A 19,140-nucleotide genomic window follows, 5' to 3' on the forward strand; every position below is an offset into this window, starting at 1 on the left:
TCGACCCTCGACCCTCGACCCTCGACCCTCGACCCTCGACCCTCGACCCTCGACCCTCGACCCTCGACCCTCGACCCGTGACGCCCCAGATCGAAATCCAGCTCATCTGCGCGACCGTGGCGGCGGCGTGCGCGCTCGTCGGGGGTTTCCTCGTGCTGCGGCGCGCGTCGATGCTCTCGGACGCGATCAGCCACGCGATCCTGCCAGGCATCGTGGTGGCGTTCTTCCTGACCGAGAGCCTGTCGTCGCCGCTGCTGCTCGTGGCCGCAGCGGCCACGGGCGTGCTCACGGTGGCGCTCATCGAGGCACTGGGGCGGACGCGGCTCGTGAAGCAGGACGCCGCGATTGGGCTGGTCTTCCCAGCGCTGTTCTCCGTCGGCGTACTCCTCATCGCGCGCTTCGCCGATGATGTGCACCTCGACACGGACGCGGTGCTCCTCGGCGACCCGGCGTTCTCCTGGATCGAACGGTTTACCGTCGGCGGCGTCGACCTCGGGCCGATGGCGCTGTGGCTGATGGCCCTCGTGCTCGCGCTCAACCTGGCGTTCGTCGGGGTGTTCTACAAAGAGCTGAAGCTGAGCACCTTCGACCCCGCGCTTGCCGCCGTCCTGGGCTTCGCGCCGGGCCTGCTCAACTACGCGCTCATGACGCTCGTCTCGGTGACGGCCGTGGGCGCGTTCGACGTGGTCGGCTCGATCCTCGTTGTGGCGCTGATGGTTGGACCCCCGGCGGCGGCCTGGTTGCTCACGGACCGTCTGCCCGTGCTCCTCAGCCTGGCCGTGGTGCTCGGCATCGCGTCGGCGCTCTCTGGCTACTGGCTCGCGCGCGTCCTCGACGCCTCGATCGCGGGCGCGATGGCGACGATGGTGGGCGTCGTGTTCGCGCTTGTCTATGTGTTCGCGCCAGACCGGGGTCTCGTGGCGCAGCGACGGCGGCAGGGGCGGCAGCGTGCCGAATTTGCGCAGCGGATGCTCGCCATCCACCTCCTGCACCACGAGGGCCTGCCTGAGGCCGACCGCGAGTGCCGCGTGGGCCACCTTCGAGAGCACCTCCGCTGGGACCCCCGCCGCGCCGAACGCATCGTCGCCCGGGCGCAGCGCGAAGACCTCATCCGGCGCCGCGACGACGACCTTCTCGCGCTCACCGACGCCGGCCGGCGCTACGCCCAGACCGCGATGGTGCGCTAGGAAGGAAGAGGTTGGAAGTGAGAAGGGTGAGGGAGGGGGAGGGCAAGGTGGGAAGACGAAGAACAGTTTTGTTCCAGAGGCAAAGATGGGCTTGCTTTCACGCAGCACGCAGCACGCAGCACGCAGCACGCAGCACGCAGCACGCAGCACGCAGCACGCAGCACGCACTGTTACCATTCTGCAGAGACCGGGTTACCATTTAGCGGAGACGAAAGGCCGTGGTAGGAACTGGTCCCTCCAGGCGCTATCATTCCGCGCTGCTCTCCTCGTGAGCACGTCTTCTCTGCTCTTCCCCGGGCGCTCTTCCGTCCACGCACCACTCGGACACGGCAACGCCCGACGGAATCGAGGCCGCCGGGCGTCGCCGTTTTGGGGTAGCAGGATCAGGTAGTTTGGCGGCAGAGTAGGGTTGCGGTCTCAGGGATCGCCTGGGCCAAAAGACATGTGCGCCCCGATTGTGAGAGCAGGTCGAAGTTCCTACCCTTAGGCGCTGAGGTAGCCCACGCCGCCCGGCATCAGTCCTCGGCGGCGCGTCTCTGCCTCTCTGCGCTGGCGGGTGCTGATCCTATCCCTACTCGGTGGCACTTCTCCGCTGCGCACTTCTCGTCTGCCCCTCGTCTGCACATCCCCGCTCAACGCCACACGTCCTTCCGAGGGGGCCTGTCTCGTTTGGCACCCCCTCGCGCCGACGCAGCTACCCGCCGCGTCGGCGCTTTCTTGGGGACTAGGGCGTGTGGACATTGATCGGGTCAGGTGCTCACGAGACGCCGTTTGCGTCTCCGAAAGGCGCACGAGGAGCGCGATCCTGTAGGATCGGGGGACGAGTGGAACGCAGCGGAGGCCGAACGGAGGCCATGAGCGCCGATCAGACCGATTGTCCACACGCCCTAGGCCGCCTCGGTCTTCACGTCTCGTTTCCGGCTGCGCTGCTCGCCGAAGCGGCGCACCGAGGCCAGCGTGAAGCCCGCCAGCAGGATCAGCGTGCCGAGCCATAGGATGCTGATGAACGGCTTCTCGTAGGCCTGCACCACCATCCACTCCTCGGGCTGAATGGAGACGCCCTCGACGCCGAGCTTGATCGCGCCCTGGTTGACCTCCATGCCAGTGAACGTTACCGTGATGCCCCAGTCGAGGACGCGGTTCTGGATGAACTGCTGTTCGTTCTCGTTGGTGATCACGTAGACCGGCCGTAGCGTGCGTGTCTCGCCGGTCGCCCGGTTGGTCAACTCCAGCCGCGCTGCCACCGCGAGGTCCACGGTCACCGGGTCGATGTCGACGACGGCCTCGTCGATGTCGAGCTCGTAGTCGACGAAGCGGAGCGAATACTCCCGGTTGCCGAGGCTGCGCGTCTCGCCGCGCTGAAGCATGATCTCGCCGTTCTGCTCCTCCTCGGTCGGGCCGAACATGAACGACGGATAGACCGCGATATAGAGGTCCTGCATGAGCGTCTTGTCGACGTGCGGGCTCTGGATCGTCTGGTCGCGCGAGTCCTGGTAGACCACGTTACGTGCCTCGAACTGGCGGCCCGAAGGCGTCGTCACGTCGAGGATATAGACGGGCTTGCCCTCGTCGTTGTAGCCTTCGCCAGTGTAGGTGAACGCGTAGCCTTCGACGGCCTTCGTCTGGCCCTTTTCGACGATGAAGTTGTCGCGGTCGCCGCCGACGGATGCGCCCTGGCCGTCGGTGAGCGGGCTGTTGAAGAATGACGAGGTGAGGATGCCCATCAGTACGAGCGCGAAGCCGACGTGGGTGAGCGAGCCGCCTGCGAGCTTGAGGTTGCCGCGCCCGATGCGCCAGAGCACGAGGCTGTTGCCCCAGAACGCGAAGAACGCTGCGAACGCGAGCAGCAGCACGAGCAGGCTCACGCCGTAGACGTCCCAGAAGCCCGCGAACCCAGCGCCGAGTAGGCTCGCCTCGATGGCGCCGCCCTCAACACTCGCATCGGCGATCGGGGCCTGCGGCGTCGCCAGGCCACGCGCGATGAAGGGGGCCGCGACGGCGGTCGATACCGCCGTGAGCGCGAGCGGCCTGAGGAGGATGCGGTTGACGTTCTCGACCGACATCTTCGTCCACCAGAGCAGCTGGCCGAGCCCCGCGAGGAGCGCCATCACGATGCCGAGCGGGAGCGTCCATTCGTTGTAGAACGCCACGTCTACGGCCGCCGGGTTGTCGCGGAAGATGCGCCCGAAGATCGGCGCGCTCGTGCCGAGGATGATGACGAGCCCGGTGAGCGCGAGCGTGAGCGCCCCCATGAAGATGAACGACTCGCGGCTGAGCGTCGCGGGCGGCGCGGCAGGCTTCGGCAGGTCGCGGTAGCGATAGAAGAAGAGCCCGAAGCCGAGGCCGATGATGCTCAGGATGAAGAGCAGGAGCTGGTTGTAGAGCCCGAGGTCGACGAACGAGTGCACGGACACGTCGCCGAGGATGCCGGAGCGGGTGAGGAACGTCGAGTAGATCACGAACGCGAACGCCGCGACCGTCAGGAGCAGCGCCGCCTTGTGGCCGCCCGAGGTCTTCTTCTGCACGAGCATCGCGTGGAGCGCCGCCACGCCGATGAGCCACGGCACGAGCGATGAGTTCTCGACGGGGTCCCACGCCCACCAGCCGCCGAAGGAGAGCGTGATGTAGGCCCAGTAGCCGCCCATCATGATGCCGAGGCCGAGCACGCCGAGACCGACGAGCGTCCAAGGGAGCGCTGGCTTCACCCACTGGGTGTACTGCCGCTTCCACAGCCCCGCCACGGCGAACGCGAACGGCACCATCATCATCGTGAACCCGACGAAGAGCGTCGGCGGGTGGATCGTCATCCAGGGGTTCTGGAGGAGATCGTTGAGGCCCTGGCCGTCCTGCGGGACGTAGCCTGCCTGCTGCACGATGGGCGCGTCGGGAAACTTCTCCGCGAGCGTGATGAAGGGCGACGCGCCGATCTGGATGCCGCCGATCTTGAGCCCGATCACCATCGAGAGGAGGAAGCCGAGGCACAGCGCGCACACGGCCATGACGGGTGCTTCGAACGTTTCGCGCGCCTTGACGCTCGCCGCTGTAATTCCTGCGCGCCGCGTCGACCACCACAGCACACTCGCGCCGACGGCCCCAGTCATGAGAATCCACAGCATGAACGAGCCTTCCTGGCCCGCCCAGAACGCCGAGAACTGATACCGGAACGGCATCGCCGACGACGTCTGGCTGTAGACGTAGTGGTACTGGTACTGCTCCGTCAGCAGCAGCGTCCACAGGATCACCGACGCCCCGACGGTCGCGCCGAGCGAGGCGAGCCAGCCGCCGCGCCCGAGGCGTTTATACTGCAGCGCCTCGGTGGGCGTGAGCCGGTCGCGGGAGGCCAGCACGTAGGCCACGCCGGAGGCGATGGCCGCCGCAAAGGCGACGAAGAGCGCGAGTTCGCCGATCAGTCCAAGCATCTGGGGGGTGCAGCGGTGAGGGAGTGCAGCGGTGCGACGGTGACTCTGTCCGGGGGCCGCGTAGCAGTTTCACCGCTACACCGCCTCACCGCGACACCGCCGCACTCAAAGGGGGATTTTCAAACGAGACTGAAAATGATAGTTCCGGTCTTGCGTCCGCCCAACGGGATACCTCGCAAAAGGCCCCAGTTTTCGTCCTGTTTCACGCCGGCTTGACGGAGCAGCGCGACGTTGTAGGCTGCCTACGCCTTGTTGCTAAACACGGCGTCCAGCGCAGCCCCGTAGATCGCCGAGGCGCGGGTGGCGTTGGCCGCCGACTGCCGCGCGAACGCCTCCATCATCACGCCTGCGTTGACTTCGAGCACACGCCACGTGCCGCTCACCTCCACGAGATCGACGGAGGCAAACCGTAGCTCCAGCGCGCGCATCGCGGTGTGGGCGTGATCGATCAGCGCAGCCGGAGGCGGATCGACCAGGTGCGGCGTTGCGCCCAGGCCGAGGTTGTGCCGCCACTCGGCGTTATCTGGATCGTGGTCGGCGCGGACTTTCTCGTAGGCGAGCCGACACGTCCCGTCGAGCATGATGAGGCGCACCTCGCGGTCGATGGCGAGGTACGGGCTGAGCGCGAGCGCGCGGTGGTGCGCGAACAGGTCGTGGACCGCCGCTTCCAGTTCCAACGCCGACTGGACGCGCAACACGTGCTGCCCGCCCGTGCCTTCGTTGGGCTTCACGACGAGGTGCCCGTCGTGCTCCTGCGCATAGGTGAGCATCGTTGCCCAGTTACCGCCGCTGCCGACGTAGCTGGCGAGCGCGGGGCGCAGGAACAGGCGATGCTCGACGTACGGGACGTCAGCGTGCGCCATCGCTTCGGCGGCGGCGGCCTTGTCGCCCGCGAGCATCGCTGCGGGAGCGCTGTTGAGCGGGAAGTGGTAGCCCATCACCGTCGCGTGCCGGTTGCCTCGGCTCAGCCGGACGATCCAGTCCGCCGAGAACGTCGTGCAGGCGATGCCGCGCCGGGCCGCTTCCTCGCGCAGCGCAGCGACGAGGAAGCGCTCGGCGTTCGGCGGGTCAAGGGATGCACTCATGCGGAGTCGGTTTGCAGATGTGCAGCTGCGCTTATCGACCGCGCTGCTGGTCCGGCTCCCCCCGCTTGCACACCGGCAACGGTGCGCAAGCTATCCCCCTCGGGGACGAGGGGACAGTCCTAGGAGCAGAGTTCGCAAGAACGGAGACGACGCAGGACGGGGGAGCAGGGCCGTGCTCACGCGTCGGCCGTCGCAGGCGCGTCGGACACGGTGCGGGGCGGCTCGGCCTGGAGAAGCCGGCGCAGGCCACGCAGCGGGATCCACGCCCAGTGCGGGCGGCTGCCGAGTTCGTAGCGCACCTCGTAGAGCGTCTTGTCGAGGAGATAGGCCCACAGCATCGGCTCGCGGGCGGACGGCGGCTGCGCGAAGTTGTCGTCCTCGGCGACGGCGTGGTAGGCGTCGCGGAAGAGCGCCTCGCACCAGCGGACCAGGCGGTCGGTCCACGCGCGGAGGTCGTCGTCTCCCATGCGCTCGCCGAGGGTGGCGTAGGCGGCGTACTCCAGCGAGCGCAGCATCCCGGCCACGTCGCGCACGGCATAGTCGCGCGCACGCCGCTCGTCGAGGGAGCGGGCCGGTTCGCCCTCGAAGTCGAGCACGTAGAGGTCGCCGTCGGCGATGAGCGTCTGGCCGAGGTGGTAGTCGCCGTGGATGCGGATCTTCTCGCGCGTCGTCTCCACCTCCATGAGGCGGTCGAGGCGGCCGGCCAGACGCGCCCAGTCGTCGTCCGAGGGGAGCTCGAACGGCAGCGTGTTGGCGATGCTCGCGGCCTGCTCGGCGAGCATCGTACGGGTGATCTGCATCTCGGCTTTCACCCGATCGATGAGGCCCTGGACACCTTCAGGGATGCCCGGCTCTGGGCGGGTGGACTCCGAGGTGCCGGTGGCGAGCGCCTGGTGCATCTCGGCGGTGCGGATGCCGAGCGTGCGGGCCAACTGCATCATCTCCGGCGCGTCGGTTTCGAGCCACGGCGGGAGGTCGGCGGGCTCTCGGCTCCACGCGTCGTGGCTCGGTTCGGCGGGCAGCACGCGGCCCTCGATGCGGCCGAGGAAGCGCTCAACGAGGTCGGTGGCGAACGTCCAGCCGTCGGAATCGACGGGGAGCGCCTGCTGGATCACGCCCATCGACACGTCCTGGCCGCGCTCGGTGAACGTGATCGTGCCGAGGAGCGCGGGGACGTACGGGAAGCTCGACCCGGTGAGATGGTCGAGGAGCTCGACCTCGGGGCTGACGCCCTGTTCGAGGCGGCGGTAGAGCTTGACGAAGTACTGCCCGTCGAGGATAGCCGCGGAGTTGGACTGCTCACCGGCGAGCGGCCGGGCCACCTTCGGCGTGTGGCGGCGCACCGACTCAGCCGCGTCGCCGACGTAGGTGCCGCGCAGCGAGCGGCCTTTGGTACCGCTCGTCCACCAGCGGAAGAGCGCCAGCCAGAAATCGGGGCCGACGGCCGCGTCATACAGAAGCACGCGCGTGTCGGGAAGGTCGAGCCACGTGAGCGCCGCGTGCGGGCGTTCGAGCAGCAGCGTCTGCACGCCGTCCTCCCCGTCAGCATCCTCAGGGCGCACGGTGAGCGGGAGGAGGTAGGTGTCCTGCCGCTCCGGACCGTCGGCGGGCTTGAGCGTCACGTCGAGGATCGAGAGGTAGACCGGCCACGGGTCGCGCACGATGCGCACCGCGTCGGCGATGCGCACGTCGAGGATGGCGCAGTCTTTGGCGCCAAACCACCGCTGGCGGCGGATGAAGGACGGCAGCATCCGCTCGAAGTCGGCCCGCGCCTTCGGGTCGGCGAGCGTCGGAACGAGGAGGTTTTGTACGCCCTCGCGCACCTGTAACGACGGCGGCGGCGGGAGGTCGCTCTCGGCGGGCCGCTCCGACGGCGTCTCGCCCGACTTGGGGCGTGCCAACTCGCGTGCGGTGAGCGCCTCGGCGGGTTCGAGGGTGAACCAGAAGAAGCCATGCGGCCCGAGCGGGAGGTGGTAGGGCGTGTCGCCGAGCGGCGGTAGCGCGGCCTGGCTACCCATCTCGACCGGGACGAGGCCCTGCAAGTCGTCCCGGACGGGCAGGTGGCACGACTGCATCTGCCCCGACAGGTTCGCGACGACGAGAATCTTGGTGCCCTCGCCCTGTTCGTCTGTATGGGCGCGGACGAACGCCAGCACCGCGGGGTTCTCCGGGTCGAGGACCTCCATCGAGCCGCGGCCGAAGACCTGGGCGTGCTGGTTGCGGAAGCCGATCAGCCGCCGCATGAAGTGTAGCAGCGAGTGCGCGTCCGACTCGGCGTCCTCGACATTGACGAACTCGTACGAGTACCGCCCGCGGTCGATGGACGGCATGAAGAGGCGGTGCTGGGCCGCGCGGCTGAAGCCGCCGTTCTTGTCGGGGGCCCACTGCATCGGGGTGCGGACGCCGTTGCGGTCGCCGAGGAACGGGTCGTCGCCCATGCCGATCTCGTCGCCGTAGTAGAGGATCGGCGAGCCTTTGAGCGAGAGCAGGAGCGCGTTCATCAGCTCGATCTGCCGCCGCTCGCCGTCGAGCAGCGGGGCGAGCCGTCGCCGGATGCCGACGTTGATGCGGAAGCGCGGGTCCGAGGCGTAGGCGTTGTTCATGTAGTCGCGCTCCTCGTCGGTCACCATCTCGAGCGTGAGCTCGTCGTGGTTGCGGAGGAAGACGGCCCACTGCGTGTCTTCGGGGATGTCCTCGGTGAGCGTTAGCATCTCCACGAGGGGTCGGCGGTCGGCGCGGCGTAGCGCCATGTACATGCGCGGCATGATGGGGAAGTTGAACGCCATCTGCACGCCCTCGCCGTCGGCGAAGTAGGGCAGCGTGTCCTCAGGCCACTGGTTGGCTTCGGCGAGGAGCACCTTGCCCGGCCCATAGCGCTCCTCGATCGCCTGCCGCAGTTCGACGATGTAGTCGATGGTCTCGGGGAGGTTCTCGCAGTTGGTGCCCTCGCGCTCGAAGAGGTAGGGCACCGCGTCGAGCCGCAGCCCGTCGATGCCCATGTCGAGCCAGAAGAACATGACCTCCTTCATCGTCTCCCGGACCTCCGGGTTGTCGTAGTTGAGGTCGGGCTGGTGGCTGAAGAAGCGGTGCCAGTAGTAGCGCTGCGCCTGCTGGTCCCACGACCAGTTGCTCACCTCCGTGTCGGTGAAGATGATGCGGACCTGGTCGTACTTATCGTCGGTGTCGCTCCAGACGTACCAGTCGTGCTTGTCGGAGTCGGGGTCGCGGGCCTCCTGAAACCACGGATGCTGGTCCGAGGTGTGGTTGAGCACGAGTTCGGTGATGACGCGCATGCCGCGCTCGTGCGCTTCGTAGAGGAACGCCTTGAAGTCGTCGAGGTCGCCGTGGACGGGGAGGACTTTATAGTAGTCAGCGGTGTCGTAGCCGTCGTCCTTGAGCGGGCTGTCGAGGAAGGGTAGCAGCCAGAGCGTGTTCACGCCGAGGCGTTCGAGGTAGGGCAGCTTCGCGCGCAGCCCCGCGAAGTCGCCGTAGCCGTCGTTGTTGGCGTCGAAGAAGGAGCGGACGTGGAGCTCGTAGATGACGGCGTCTTTGTACCAGAGGGGGTCGGTGAGAAAGTCGGACATCGAGGGGGAGATGAGTCGGAGACGAGAGGGGGGGGAGACGACTAAGTCGGAGCGGCCAGCCTCAAAGTTCAAAGCGTGTCATCCTGAGCGAAGGCCATCGGCCGAAGTCGAAGGATCTAGGTCTACCTCAGCAGACCCGGTCATGACCTGGAAGTTGGCCCGCAGATCCTTCGACTCGCTTCGCTCGCTCAGGATGACAAGCCTGAAACAAGCGAGGCGCTACCCGACCACAAACACGTGCGCCGGTAGCACATGCGGGTCGAGCGCGACAAAGTTGTGGGTGCCGCGCCACTCGTAGCGCTCGCCGCCGAGGAGGTCGGTGACGCCGTAGGGCTGGTGCTCGTCGATGCCGAGCTCCCAGAGCGGGAGGTTGACCCAACCCGCCTGCACGTGGTGCGGGTCGAGGTTGACGACGCAAAGAATCGTGTCCATCGAGCCGTCCTCGCGGCGGGCCTGCTTGCTGTAGGCGATCAGCTGCGGGTTGTCCGTCTCGTGGAAGCGCAGGTTGCGCATCCGCTGCAGCGCCGGGTGCGCGTGGCGGATCTCGTTCACGCGCTGCATGATCGGCTGGAGGCTCGTCGGGTCGTGCCAGTTCCAGGCGCGCACCTCGTACTTCTCGTTGTCGCGGTACTCCTCGCGCTTCTCGTGCTGGTGGTTGTAGACGTGCTCGTAGGGCGGGCCGTAGATGCCGTAGGCGCTGGAGAGCGTCGCCGCGAGCACGAAGCGGGCGATGTGCGTCGGCCGGCCGCCGTCGCGGAGCTCGTCTGTGAGGATGTCCGGCGTGTTGGGCCAGAAGTTGGGGCGGTAGTACTCGCCGACCTCCGTCTGGAACAGTTCGCGGCAGTAGTCCTGGAGGCCCTGCTTGTCGCTGCGCCAGGAGAAGTAGGTGTACGAGTTGTTGTAGCCCAGCTTGGCGAGCGTGTACATCACCTTCGGGCGGCTGAAGGCCTCGGCGAGGTAGATCGTCTCCGGGAAGCGGTCGCGGAGGTCGGCGAGGCACCACGCCCAGAAAGCGAACGGCTTCGTGTGCGGGTTGTCCACGCGGAAGACCGTCACGCCGCGCTCGATCCAGAACTCGAACACGCTCTTGAGCTCGTTCCAGAGCGCGGGCGCGTCGTCGGTCTCAAAGTCGAGCGGGTAGACGTCCTGGTACTTCTTCGGCGGGTTCTCAGCGTAGCGGATCGTGCCGTCGGCGCGGTGCTGGAACCACGTTGGGTGGTCTTCCACGTACGGGTGGTCCGGCGAGGTCTGGAAGGCGACGTCGAGCGCGACCTTCAGGCCGACCTCATCGGCCTTCGCGACGAAGCGCTCGAACGCCTCCATGCCGCCCAACTCGGGGTGCACCGCCTTGTGACCGCCCTTCGTGCCGTCGCCGCCGCCATCGTTATACAGGGCACCGCCAATGGCCCACGGGCTGCCCGGCTCGCCGTGTGCCGCGACGGGGTTGTTGTCCTTGCCCTTGCGGAACTCGACGCCGATCGGGTGGATGGGCGGGAGGTAGACGATGTCGTAGCCCATCTCCTTGATACGCGGCAGCCGATTGGCCGCGTCGTCGAGGGTGGCGTGACGGTTGGGGTCGTCGCCAGCGGAGCGGGGGAAGAACTCGTACCACGCGCCGAAGCGCTCCAGCACCGGCCCGACGCGCACCTGCAACCATTGCGACGCCACGAGGCCCTCGCGCGGGTCGTTCTCGTAGGCCAGCCGCGCCGTCTCCGCGCTCAGCGCCGCGTCGAGGTCGCCGTCGGCCAGCGCGTTGGCGAGCGCCGTGAGCGTCTTCTTGTCGGTCCCCAACGCGTTCTTGGCGGCCTTCTTCAGGATCGTGCTGCCGTCGAGCAGTTCCATCTCGACCTCCTGCCGCGGTGCGCCGCCCTCCACGCGGCGGCGGAACTGGTCCTGCCACGTCGCAAAGCGGTTCATCCACGCGACGACGCGGTAGCGCCACCGGCCGAGGCGGTCGCAGGTGAACGCCCCGTAGAAGTCGTCGTTGTGCTTGCCGTTGGGGAAGGTCTCCAGCACCATCGGGGTGGTCTGCACCTTGCCGTCGACGGGGCCATATTGCAACTCGACGCCGAGCTTGTCGTGGCCGTCCGTGATGACGCCTGCGTGGACGTTTACCGCCTCGCCCTCCGCGCGTTGAATGGGCCAGCGGCCGCCGTCAATTTCAGGCGACACCGACACGATGACGGCCCGGCTCCAGCGTTTAGGGAGAGCCAGCAGGTCCGTGGTAGCGCCGGTGGAGGAACTTGAAGATGAGGCCGAGGTCGAAGGGGTGGTTGCAGGCATGGACGAATTGAACGTTTATTGAGCAAGAGGCCGTGTGAATGAAACCCCCGCTGTAGTGAAATAAAAGGCCGGGCTGTCCAACAAAGACGACCCGAGCCTATTGAGACGAGCAGGCAGACGCCGATATCAGCAAGGAGTTGAGCGTTGAATGACTTGCGCTGCATCAGGGTTCGCCCGAGGCGAGACGAAAGCAAAGCACGCACGCCCACCCCCTAAGCATAGCACTTGATGACCATCCCCGTCGTCATGCTTCCATAGCCCCTCCAGCAAACGCCGCGAAGCTCCTCACCTCTGCGCGGCACGCCCACCCCCCACCCATGTCGCTGTTCTCTCCCCCCACGGTGCGGCCGCCCCAGGCGACCGGCACGGTGCTCAAAGTCAAGCGCGGCGAGCCCTACCCCATGGGCGCGACCTGGGACGGCCTCGGCGTCAACTTCGCGCTCTACAGCCAGCACGCCGAGCGCGTCGAACTGCTGCTCTTCGACGACCCCAACGACGTGGAGCCGGCCGTTGTGAAGGACCTCCCCGAGAAGACGGGGCCCATCTGGCACGGCTACATCCAGAACCTGCGCCCGGGGCAACTCTACGGCTACCGCGTCCACGGCCCCTACCGCCCGCAGGACGGCCACCGCTTCAACCCGAACAAGGTCCTCCTCGACCCCTACGCCAAAGCCATCGGTCGGCCGCTGCGCTGGGACGACAGCCTCTTCGGCTACACCGTCGGCGCGCCCGACTCCGACCTCTCGTACGACGAGCGCGACAGTGCCCTCTACGCACCGCTCGGGGCCGTCGTGGAGGAGCGCTTCGAGTGGGGCCGCGACCGCGCGCCGCACATCCCCTGGGAGGACACCATCATCTACGAGACGCACGTCAAGGGCATCTCGATGCTGCACCCGGACGTGCCCGAGGCGCTGCGCGGCACCTACCTCGGTCTCGCCTCGGATCCCGTCCTCGACCACCTGAAGAAACTCGGCGTCACGTCGATCCAACTCCTCCCCGTCCACGCCATCGTGCAGGACCGGCGGCTCGCGGACCTCAACCTGCGCAACTACTGGGGCTACAACACCCTCAACTTCTTCGCGCCCGACCCCGGCTATTCGACCAACGGCCCCATCACGGCCGTGCGCGACTTCAAGATGATGGTCCGCGCCCTCCACGACGCGGGCTTCGAGGTGCTCCTCGATGTCGTCTACAACCACACCGGCGAGGGCAGCCGCCTCGGGCCGACGCTCTCGTTTCGGGGCATCGACAACCTGGCGTACTACAAGGAGCACCCCGACGACCGCCGCTACCTGATGGACTACACCGGCACGGGCAACACGCTCGACGCCGGCAACCCGTACGTCCTCCAACTCATCATGGACAGCCTCCGCTACTGGGTGACGGAGATGCACGTCGATGGCTTTCGCTTCGACCTCGCCTCGGCGCTGGCACGCGAGCTCTACGACGTGAACATGCTGGGCAGCTTCTTCAAGGTCATCCAGCAAGACCCGGTGCTCAGCCAGGTCAAGCTCATCGCCGAGCCGTGGGACGTGGGGCCGGGCGGCTACCAGGTCGGCGGCTTCCCGTGGCAATGGGCCGAGTGGAACGGCAAGTACCGCGACGCCATCCGCCAGTTTTGGAAGGGCGACAAGGGCCAGAACGGCGAGTTTGCCACGCGCTTTGCTGGCTCGTCGGACCTCTACGAGCGCTCCGGACGCCGCCCGTTCGCGTCGGTCAACTTCGTCACGGCGCACGACGGCTTCACGATGGAAGACCTCGTCTCGTACACGCGCAAGCACAACGAGGCAAACATGGAAGGCAACCGCGACGGCCACGAGCCCAACCACTCCGTCAACTTCGGTGTGGAGGGCGCGACCGACGACCCGGAGATCCTCGCCAAGCGCGAGACGATGAAGCGCAGCCTCATGGCGACGCTCCTGCTCTCGCAGGGCATCCCGATGATCCTCGGCGGTGACGAGCTCAGCCGCACGCAGCAGGGCAACAACAACGCCTACTGCCAGGACAACGAGATCAACTGGTACGACTGGGACCTCGACGAGCGCCGCGAGGCGTTCCTCGCGTTCACCCAGCAGGCGATCGCCTTCCGCAAGGCGCACCCCAACTTCCGCCGCCGCCACTTCCTCACCGGCCGCGTCGACGACGACGGCGTCCGCGACGCCTCCTGGTGGCACGCCGACGGCCGCGAGATGACCGGCAACGACTGGAACACGATTGGGCTCCCGGCCTTCGGGATGCTGCTGCGCGGCGATCGCATCCGCGGCATCGCCGACGGCGGCGGCGCCATCGACGACGCGACGTTCTTCATCGCCTTCAACTCCGGCGACGATGGCATGGACGTCGACTTCGTCCTCCCGGACGCGAGCGGCCTCGACTGCATCCGTTGGGAGGTGATGCACCCCTTCGAGGATGGCCTGAAGCGCCCGACCTACGCGCCTGGCGCTACGTTCACGCTCAACCCGCGCGTGCTCACGGTGCTTAGCGCTGTCGTCGCCCCACCGGGGTCCAGCACAGCCCGGTCTCCGCTGGTTCTCGACCTGGTCGGGCAGAAGCGGTAGCGCGCTAGGGCGTGTGGACATTGATCGGGTCAGGTGCTCACGAGACGCCGTTTGCGTCTCCGAAAGGCGCACGAGGAGCGCGATCCTGTAGGATCGGGGGACGAGTGGAACGCAGCGGAGGCCGAACGGAGGCCATGAGCGCCGATCAGACCGATTGTCCACACGCGCTAGGAGAGCGCCTCAGCCAGCGCCTCAGCGAGCGAGTCGACGGCCTCGAACGGCGTCGTGAGGGGCGGCATCAGGCGCAGCGAATGCGCGTGCCCCGAGGTCCCGACGAGAATACCAGCGTCCCGCAGCGCGTCCCGGACGGGTCCCGCAGGCCGGTCGAGTTCGACGCCGAGGAGCGCGCCGCGGCCTCGCACATCGACTACGCCATCGAGCGATGCAAGTGCGGTCTTGATCGTGCCGAAGAGCTGCACGGCGCGCGGCATCAGGCCGTCCTCGGTGAGCGCGTCGAGCGTGGCGGCGACGGCGGCCATCGCGAGCATCCCGCCGCCAAACGTCGTCCCTTGGTCGCCCGGCTTCACCGTCGCCGCGATGCGGTCGTGGACGAGCGTCGCCCCAACAGGCACGCCTGCGCCGAGGCTCTTGGCGAGCGTGATGAGGTCGGGCGTGACGCCGACGTGCTCACCGTACGAGAACGTGCCTGTGCGCCCGACGCCCGTTTGCACCTCGTCGAAGATGAGCAGTGCGTCATGCTCGTCGCAGAGGCGGCGAAGTGCCTGGTAGTACCCCGATGGGGCCTCGAAGACGCCCGCCATGCTCTGGATCGGCTCCAGAATCACCGCCGCCACATCGCCCGCCTCCAGCGCCTCCGCGACGGCGCCTTCCCAGCCAAACGGCACGAACCGCGTCTCGGGGAGCACGCTGCGGTAGGGCGCGTGGTACTTGTCGCCCCACGTCGTGGCGAGGCTGCCGAGCGTGCGCCCGTGAAAGCCGCCTTTCGTAGCGATAACGTGCTGCTTGCCCGTGAACGCCCGCGCGAGCTTGAGCGCCGCCTCGTTGGCCTCGGTGCCGGAGTTGCAGAAGAAGACGCGCCCAAGCCCGTCCGGTGCGAGCGCAACGAGCTTCTCAGCGGCTTCGGCGCGGATGGGGCTGTAGACGGCGTTCGAGTAGAAGAGCAGCGTCTCAGCCTGCTGCTGAATAGCCTCGGTGACGCGCGGCGGGCAGTGGCCGAGCAGCGCCACGCAGTGCCCGCCGTAGAAGTCGAGGTAGTGCCGCCCCGCGTGGTCCCACACGTCGATGCCGTCCCCGCGCACTAGCGCGACGGGCGGCTTGCTGTAGGTCGGCAGCGTGACGGCGTCCTCCAGCGCAAGCGGGTCGAAGGTCGCGGTGTTGAAGGAAGCGGTGTCGAGGGAAGCGTCGAGAGCGGCAGGGTGCGGGTCGGGAGTCATAGCGAGGTGGCAGTCGGTGAACGGGCAGCATGGATCCCCGTCACAATGCGTATCCGGTTAGTGAGTTCGGACCGGGGCCAACCACGCTACCCGACGAGCGCGTCGAGCATCCGGTCGCGGTCGGCGGCGGTGAGGCGGCCGAGGCCGTGCAGCTTGTCGAGCGCCGCGCGCACGGCGACGAGGTCCGTGCCTGGATCGGGTGAAGTGGCGGCCTCCGGCGGAGCGACTGCCTCCGGCGAGGCGGCGTCCTGCTCCAGCATCGCGTCTACCTCGGCGATGAGCACCTGTTGGAGGAAGCGCGACACGTACTCCGTTGCCTCGGGGTGCGCCGAGAAGTCGAGCGTGTCGGTGACGGTGGCGCGGCCGCGGTTCACGTCCACGTCGAGCTTGCGGCCGCCGAGGAACTGCTTCTTCTCCTGCACGCGCACCACGTCGCGGTAGTGGATGGTGAGCGGCGGCTGGAAGTCGTGGTTCTGGTAGACGAGGCGGTCGGCGAGGAAGACGACGCCGTCCTTGGCCGAGCCGAGGCGCGTGGCGTCGTAGAGCGCGAGCACGTCGTTGGGGTGAACGCCCTTCGCGTAGTCGCCGAGCGCACCCTGGAGCTTCCCGCGCGGAATCTCCGGCGCGACGTAGAGCCCGTGCTGTGGCGCGTGAGGGAGGTACTCGCGGACGAGAGCGTTCATTGGCGTGATTAGCGAAAGTAGAAAGGAGTCACATCGCGCTCGCCTCGCATGATGCGCACGACAGCGATACCGGCACGCTCGTCCAGGGCTTCATAGTAGATCACGTAGGGGCGTACGACAAAGCTGCGGAGGTCGCGGCGAAGATCCTCACGCGCACGCCCCATCAGGGGTTGCTCGGCAAGCAGCACCGTCGTGTCATAGAGGCTACGGACGAGCGTATCAGCCTTGTCGCGGCCTGCCGACTGGACCACATAGTTCCAGATAGCTTCGAGATCGTCCTCGGCAGCTTGGCGGAACTGGACACGCGGGGTCATGCCCCTTCCGAAGCTGCCTCCTGCTTCGCGTGCATCCGAGCCAGAAAGGCGTCCGGGTCGAAGTCGCGCGGTGGTCCGCTATCGATGCCGCGCTGGATCTCTTCACGCAGATCGCTCAACTTGGCCTCGCGGTGCCGGTCCTGCGCTTCGAGCAGCCGCAGAGCCTCGCGCACGACCTCGCTCGCCGAGGCGTAGAGCCCCGTTTCCACGCGGGTCTTGATGAATGCCTCTAGTTGCGGCGTGAGCGATACGTTCATAGCAGATCCTGAGCTTTCCTATGGCTAGCGAGAAATGTCAATCTTTGCTACCGGGGCTAGGTTCCATGCTGCGGCGCGCGGGGGAGGTACTCGCGGACGAGAGATTGCATGGGTGTCAGCTATCGGCTGAGGGCTCTCGGTCGAATGTGAGATAGTCCACGCGCTCAAAGTCTGGGACGCTACGTACAACCCGTCCCTGAACGTACAGCCCAAAACCAGGATTCTCTAGAAGAACCGTCTGGCCGGGCTTCGTCGGACGATTGTCCCAGAAGTAGGGTCCTTTCAAACCGATGTCGCAGGCGTCTCTGGCCTTCAAGAAATCGTCCAGAAGAGTGGAGTGGTGAACACCCTCGATAGACGGAGCCGAGCGAGTAGTTGAGCTAAATCGGAACGTCCCCTTGACGTGGTCCCAACTCAACTCTTCGAGGGCTTCGCCCTTCCTACACCAGCTGTACTCCAGCCCAGTCCCAGCTATGTCGAAGGCAATCACATCTGCGTCTATGGCTGTGGAGAACTCCCGCGCTGTGGGTAACATGCTCAGCCACTCAAACCAAAAGCCGGTGTAGGTCAGCTTGTGGACGGAGGTCCATGTGTGCCCCCTCATGCCCACCACGAAGCATAGGTCCTCGGCTAACACTACCTCACTTCCGAGAACCTCTCGCCTCCATTCGTGTGCATGCTTAGCGAGAGCCGCAGCTGTCTCCTCGACGGAGGCTTGGACGAGCCAGACATGATTGCCGCTATCGATAGCGGTTTGACTTCGCCCTCGCTCTTTGTCCCACCGCTTTGTGGCCCAATCGTGTACGAACTGCTCTTCCCATCTACGACGTTCATCGGACTTGTGGTCGCTCACGGCGCAACCGCCATCGCCGCGCCGCCGTCGAAGAACGCGCGGGTGGCTTCGAGGACGCCGCCGGGGAGCAGGCCGAGGCCGAGCAGCGCGACGGCACACGCGATGAGCACGACAGCGGTGAGCACGGGCGGAGCCGCGAGCGGGACGCCCGGCGCGATGGCGGTGTCCTTGTCGGAACGCGCATAGAGGACGCCGACCACACGGAGGTAGTAGAACGCCGACGCCGCGCTCGCGAGCACGCCGATCACGGCGAGCCACGCCATGTTGGCCTCCACGACGCCCGCGAAGACTTGGTACTTCCCGATGAACCCGGCCAGCGGCGGGAAGCCGGTCAGGCCGAACATGAACACGCCCATCGTCGCGCCAAGGAGCGGGCGGCGGAAGCCCGCCCCCTTAAGGTCGTCGAGCGACTGGACGGCGCCGTGGGCGTCGTCATGCTCCAGCGCGGCCAGTACGCCGAACGCGCCGAGGTTCATCACGGTGTAGGCGAGGAGGTAGTAGAGCGCGCCGCCGTAGCCCGTCGCGTTGGCGGCGACCAGTCCCGCGAGGATGTAGCCTGCGTGCGCCACCGACGAGTAGGCGAGCATGCGCTTCACGTTCGTCTGGTTGAGCGCGAGCACGTTGCCGCCGACCATCGTGAGCGCGGAGACGACGGCCAGCACGAGCGTCGCGTTGGTGCCTGCCGGGATCGCCTGCCACAGCACCACGATCAGCGCGGCAAAGGCGGCCGTCTTTGAGGCCGTGGACATGAACGCGGTCAGCGTTGTGGGTGCGCCCTGGTAGACGTCCGGCGTCCACATGTGGAACGGCACGGCTGAGACCTTGAAGAGGAAACCGACGAGCAGCAGCGCCACGCCGCCCACGAACAGGCCGACGTTGCCCGTCTCGGCGAGCGCCTCCGGCATCGCGGCGAGCATCATCGTGCCCGTCGCGCCGTACATCAGCGCGATGCCGTAGAGGAAAAAGCCCGTCGAGAATGCGCCGAGGAGGAAGTACTTGAGCGCGCTCTCCGGCCCGCGCTCGCGCTCGCGGACGAGGCCCGTGAGCACGTAGAGGCACACCGACATCGTCTCCAGCCCGACGAACGCCGTCACGAGGCTGCCCGACCCGGCGAGTGTCATCATGCCGATGGAGGCAATCAGGATGAGCACGTAGACCTCGGCGAGGCTGTGGCCCGTGCGGCGGAGGTAGGGGATCGAGAGCACCGTGCTCGCGAGCGCGCCGAGGAGCACAACGGCATTGGCGAATGCCGCGTAGCCGCCTACGCGGAGGTGATCGGCAAAGACGCCCACCGCATCGCCGCTCATGCGTAGCGCTTCGATGCCGAGCGCCACGGCCAGTGCCGCCACCGTCAGCCACGGCACGAGCGGCCCGGCGTCGGTTGCGTTCGCCGCGTTCGGCCGAAACGCGTCGATCAGCACCAGCGCGAGCGCCGTCAGCCCGAGCACCCACACCGGCAGCACGGCCAGCGAGTCAGAAAAGAGGGAATCGTACATCAGAGGTATGAAAGTGTGGACGTGTGA

Annotated in this window: 12 protein-coding genes; 2 read left to right on the top strand and 10 right to left on the bottom strand. The window is 67.0% G+C overall.

Annotated features, from left to right (window positions below; translation table 11 throughout):
* Nucleotides 1–1,187, top strand: a 1,187-nt coding sequence (locus tag AAFU51_17375) for a metal ABC transporter permease (protein MEO1573025.1), incomplete at its 5' end; no start/stop codon positions are given.
* Between the two features lie 887 nt (nucleotides 1,188–2,074).
* Here the strand turns inward: AAFU51_17375 and ccsA are convergent.
* The 4 genes from ccsA to AAFU51_17395 form a co-directional block, all read right to left on the bottom strand.
* On the bottom strand, nucleotides 2,075–4,606 hold the full coding sequence (ccsA, locus tag AAFU51_17380) for a cytochrome c biogenesis protein CcsA (GenBank protein MEO1573026.1): 2,532 nt from the start codon (nucleotides 4,604–4,606) through the stop codon (nucleotides 2,075–2,077).
* Between the two features lie 242 nt (nucleotides 4,607–4,848).
* A complete protein-coding gene (locus tag AAFU51_17385) occupies nucleotides 4,849–5,691 on the bottom strand; it encodes a RimK-like protein (GenBank protein MEO1573027.1) in 843 nt (280 codons plus the stop codon).
* Nucleotides 5,692–5,867: 176 nt separating this feature from the next.
* Entirely contained in the window at nucleotides 5,868–9,275 is a 3,408-nt protein-coding gene (gene treS, locus AAFU51_17390; GenBank protein ID MEO1573028.1) for a maltose alpha-D-glucosyltransferase, read from the bottom strand.
* Between the two features lie 219 nt (nucleotides 9,276–9,494).
* Nucleotides 9,495–11,558, bottom strand: coding sequence for an alpha-1,4-glucan--maltose-1-phosphate maltosyltransferase (locus tag AAFU51_17395; GenBank protein MEO1573029.1), 2,064 nt, complete (start codon nucleotides 11,556–11,558; stop codon nucleotides 9,495–9,497).
* 317 nt (nucleotides 11,559–11,875) lie between these two features.
* Here AAFU51_17395 and glgX point away from each other — a divergent pair, with 317 nt between their 5' ends.
* A complete protein-coding gene (glgX, locus tag AAFU51_17400; protein MEO1573030.1) occupies nucleotides 11,876–14,116 on the top strand; it encodes a glycogen debranching protein GlgX in 2,241 nt (746 codons plus the stop codon).
* 167 nt (nucleotides 14,117–14,283) lie between these two features.
* On the opposite strand, the gene AAFU51_17405 is transcribed toward glgX, so the two are convergent.
* From AAFU51_17405 to AAFU51_17430, 6 genes are all read right to left on the bottom strand, one after another.
* Entirely contained in the window at nucleotides 14,284–15,510 is a 1,227-nt protein-coding gene (locus AAFU51_17405) for an aspartate aminotransferase family protein (GenBank protein MEO1573031.1), read from the bottom strand.
* Between the two features lie 86 nt (nucleotides 15,511–15,596).
* Complete coding sequence (locus AAFU51_17410; protein ID MEO1573032.1) at nucleotides 15,597–16,193, bottom strand: hypothetical protein; 597 nt, start codon at nucleotides 16,191–16,193, stop codon at nucleotides 15,597–15,599.
* Nucleotides 16,194–16,201: 8 nt separating this feature from the next.
* Complete coding sequence (locus AAFU51_17415) at nucleotides 16,202–16,507, bottom strand: type II toxin-antitoxin system RelE/ParE family toxin (GenBank protein ID MEO1573033.1); 306 nt, start codon at nucleotides 16,505–16,507, stop codon at nucleotides 16,202–16,204.
* Nucleotides 16,504–16,764: a type II toxin-antitoxin system ParD family antitoxin gene (locus AAFU51_17420; protein MEO1573034.1), complete on the bottom strand. Its 261-nt coding sequence runs from the start codon at nucleotides 16,762–16,764 to the stop codon at nucleotides 16,504–16,506. The genes AAFU51_17415 and AAFU51_17420 overlap by 4 nt, the downstream gene beginning before the upstream one ends.
* A 115-nt stretch (nucleotides 16,765–16,879) precedes the next feature.
* On the bottom strand, nucleotides 16,880–17,617 hold the full coding sequence (locus AAFU51_17425; GenBank protein MEO1573035.1) for a hypothetical protein: 738 nt from the start codon (nucleotides 17,615–17,617) through the stop codon (nucleotides 16,880–16,882).
* Nucleotides 17,614–19,113, bottom strand: coding sequence for an NADH-quinone oxidoreductase subunit N (locus tag AAFU51_17430; protein ID MEO1573036.1), 1,500 nt, complete (start codon nucleotides 19,111–19,113; stop codon nucleotides 17,614–17,616). The genes AAFU51_17425 and AAFU51_17430 overlap by 4 nt, the downstream gene beginning before the upstream one ends.
* Nucleotides 19,114–19,140: the final 27 nt, after the last annotated feature.

It is taken from the genome of Bacteroidota bacterium, from assembly GCA_039821555.1.
Classification (GTDB): domain Bacteria; phylum Bacteroidota; class Rhodothermia; order Rhodothermales; family Rubricoccaceae; genus JBCBEX01.